This window comes from uncultured Corynebacterium sp. (genome assembly GCF_937999985.1).
In the GTDB taxonomy this organism is placed as follows: Bacteria; Actinomycetota; Actinomycetes; order Mycobacteriales; family Mycobacteriaceae; genus Corynebacterium.
Window position 1 is genome coordinate 1 of the sequence record NZ_CALLDG010000105.1, and the last position, 3,342, is coordinate 3,342.

At 63.4% G+C, this 3,342-nt stretch carries 3 protein-coding genes; all 3 read right to left on the reverse strand.

Going from position 1 to position 3,342, the window contains the following annotated elements:
• Positions 1–641: TIGR03085 family metal-binding protein (locus tag Q0331_RS04935; protein WP_298075361.1), on the reverse strand; the 641-nt coding region annotated here is incomplete at its 3' end.
• Between the two features lie 27 nt (positions 642–668).
• Positions 669–2,765, reverse strand: a complete 2,097-nt coding sequence (locus tag Q0331_RS04940; RefSeq protein ID WP_298075362.1) for a ribonuclease J — start codon at positions 2,763–2,765, stop codon at positions 669–671.
• Positions 2,766–2,772: 7 nt separating this feature from the next.
• A partial coding sequence (locus tag Q0331_RS04945) for a dihydrodipicolinate synthase family protein (RefSeq protein ID WP_298075363.1) occupies positions 2,773–3,342 on the reverse strand: 570 nt, incomplete at its 5' end.

Genomic DNA, 3,342 nt, shown 5'->3' on the forward strand with positions numbered 1-3,342 from the left:
AACACGTGCCGCTTGATGCGCGCGGTCGTGCCCTCATCGGCCGGTGTCAAAACAACGTCCACCGCGCCGTCGCGGCCATAAAGCCACAGCAACAGCTCTCCAGCCTCACCACTTACCCGCACCTCGTCGGTGCTATCGGCGCCCGCACGAACCACCGTCGGCGTGGCGGCGTCGGTACGCTCCAGCACCACGTGAATGGTCGAGGAACGCAGGAAGAACTTCACCATCTTCCCCACCGCCTTCCACAGGTCATCCCGGGTGGACTGCGGAAGGTCGCGGGGAGCGTACTCCCCTCCCCCACGGCGCAGATCCTCGTGGTGAACGAAGTTCTCGGCGAGGTTGGCGTACTTGTCCGCCAGTCGCAATGGGTTCCACGTCGGCGGACCGTTGCGGTACATCTCCACCAGTTCTGCGTACGGCTTGGACTCGTAGTCGTGGCTCACGGAATCCAGGCGGTTGGCCAGGCCTTTGAAGAACATGCCTGCGGCGGCGTCCGGACGGTACTCGCGGATGACGAGGTGGACCACCAAATCGCGAGCAGTCCAGCCCGCGCACAACGTAGGTGCGTCTGGGCTGGACTGCTGTAGAAGGTTCGCCAGGGCTTCGCGTTCTGCTTGGGAGGTGTTCATGTTGTGTTCCATGCCACCCCAGCGTAGCGAAACCTTAGGCTATACGGATTCTCGCGACTCTTCTTCCTCGAGCTCCTCGACGATCTCCGAGCTCATCGGAACGACAGTCGGCACGATCATCGGCTTGCGGTTCCACTTGTCGGAGATCAGCTTGCCCACCTTGCGGCGAATTGCCTGTGCCATGCGGTAGGGGTCATTCTCGCCCTCTCCGGCCAGGTCGATCATGACGTTGTCGACCTTCTCCTGGATCTCCTTGAGCATGTCGCGGGCATCGTCGGAGAAGCCCTTGGCCTGCACGCTCGGAACCTCCAGCGGACGACCGGTGCGGTTGTCGATGACGGTGGTGATGGAAATCAGACCACCCTCGGACATCGCGGTGCGGTCCTCCAGAACTCCACTGTCGATGTCGCCCATGCGGGTGCCGTCGACGTACAGGTTACCGACGGTGATCTGGCCGACTACCTTCGCGTGACCGTTGTGCAGGTCGACAACCACGCCGTTCTGCGCCAGCGGGATGTTGTTCGGGTTCACACCGGTGCTGATCGCCAACTCCTTGTTGGCGCGCAGGTGGCGCCACTCGCCGTGCACCGGCATCGCGTTGCGGGGGCGGGCGGCGTTGTATAGGAATAGCAGCTCGCCGGAGTAGCCGTGGCCGGAGGTGTGCACCTTCGCGTCGCGGCCCGTGATCACGGTCGCGCCAATCTGGGACAGCATGTTGATCACGCCGAACACCGCTTCCTCGTTACCCGGAACCAGAGAGGAGGACAGGATGATCAGGTCGCCATCGCGGACGGTGATCTGCCGGTGCTCGCGGCGGGCCATACGCGACAGTGCCGCCATCGGCTCGCCCTGCGTGCCGGTTGTAATCAGCACGACCTTGTGCGGAGCCATCTTGGAGGCCTCGTCCATGGAGACGATGGTGCCGCGCGGGACGTTCAGGTAGCCCATGCGCTCGGCAATCTCCATATTGCGGATCATGGAGCGGCCGTTGAAGGCAACCTTGCGGTTGGCCGCCACGGCGGCGTCCACAGCCGACTGCACACGGGAGACGTTGGATGCGAAGGAGGCGATGATGACGCGCTGCTTGGCGTCGCGCACCAGGCGCTTCAGCGTCGGCGCAATGTCCGCCTCGGAGCCGGAGACACCCGGTGTAGTCGCATTGGTGGAGTCACACAGGAACAGGTCCACGCCCTCGTCGCCGAAGCGAGACAGCGCCGGCAGGTCCGTCGGACGTCCGTCCAGCGGAGTCTGGTCCAGCTTGATGTCGCCGGTGTGCACCAGCAGGCCAGCACCGGTCTTCAGGGCGATGCCCAGGCAGTCCGGGATGGAGTGGTTCACGGCGAAGAAGCGCAGATCGAAAGGTCCGCGGCTCTCGTGGGAGTTCTCGTCGACCTCGATCAGCTTCGGGCGTTGACGGTGCTCCTGAGTCTTGGCGGCGATTAGCGCGCAGGTAAAGCGGGAGGCGATGATCGGAATGTCCGCGCGCTGCTTCAGCAGCCACGGGATCGCGCCGATGTGGTCCTCGTGGCCGTGGGTGATGACCAGCGCTTCCACGCGGTCCCACTTGTCCTCCAGGTAGCTGAAGTCAGGCAGGATCAGATCCACGCCCGGCTCACCGGAGCTCGGGAACAGCACGCCACAGTCGATGATCAGCAGACGGCCTTCGTACTCGAAGACCGTCATGTTGCGGCCGATCTCGGAAATACCGCCCAGCGCGACGATACGCAGGCTGCCCTTCGGCTGCTTCGGCGGCCTCGGCAGGCGCTGCGTCAGGTCCGCGCCCTGCATGGTCTTCAGCGCGCCCTTGCGACGGTCGCCACCGCGACCCCGGCCACGACCCTTGCCACCACCGTTGTTGTTGTTGCCGTTGCCACGGCCGCGGCCACGGGAGCGACGGTTACGGTTGCGGTTGCCGCCACCGTTGTTGTTCTTATTACCGCCGTTGTCGCCGGAGTGGTTGTTATCGTTGCCGCCGGAGTTGTTGTTGGCGTTGTTCTTAGCGACGCCACCATCGTTGAAAACCGTCGCAGCCTCAGCGTTGGAGACAGCGGTGTTATCCGATTGTGCTTCCGCTTCAGCGCTCGGCGGAGCGGCCTTCCGAGTAACCTTGCGGCCTCGGGAACGTTGTTCAGTCATATTTTCCCTATACCCCTGCTGCCTGCAGGTCTTGAGCCAGCTGATCCATCTCAGCGGCTGTTGGTTCGATAATGGGAAGACGCGGTGCACCCACGTCCTTCCCCTTTAGCTTCAGTGCTGCCTTCGCGAATGTCACGCCCCCGAGGCGGGCCTGTGCCTTCTGTAGCGGCTGCAGTTGCACTGCGATGCTACGGGCGGTGGCGATGTCGCCTGCGTCGAACGCATCCCTCAGCTGCTTGAGCTGTCGCGTTGCTACGTGGCCAATCACAGAGATAAAGCCGGTGGCACCTGCGGCCAACCAGGGCAGGTTCAGCGGGTCATCACCCGAGTACCAAGCCAGGTCGGTGTTCTCAATCAGCTCCATGCCGGCGGCCAGGTCGCCCTTTGCATCCTTGACGGCGGCGATCTGTGGATGATCGGCCAGTCGGTGCAGGGTCTCCGGCTCCACCGGAACGACGGAACGAGAGGGAATGTCGTAGACGCACACTGGAATATCCACCGCGTCCGCAACAGTCTTAAAGTGCTGGTAGATGCCCTCTTGGCTGGGACGAGAGTAGTAAGGAGTCACAACCAGCAG

Bases quoted from the DNA above. Each gene is read 5' to 3' on its own strand.
- Q0331_RS04940 (WP_298075362.1), bottom strand. From the start codon at position 2,765: ATGACTGAACAACGTTCCCGAGGCCGCAAGGTTACTCGGAAGGCCGCT.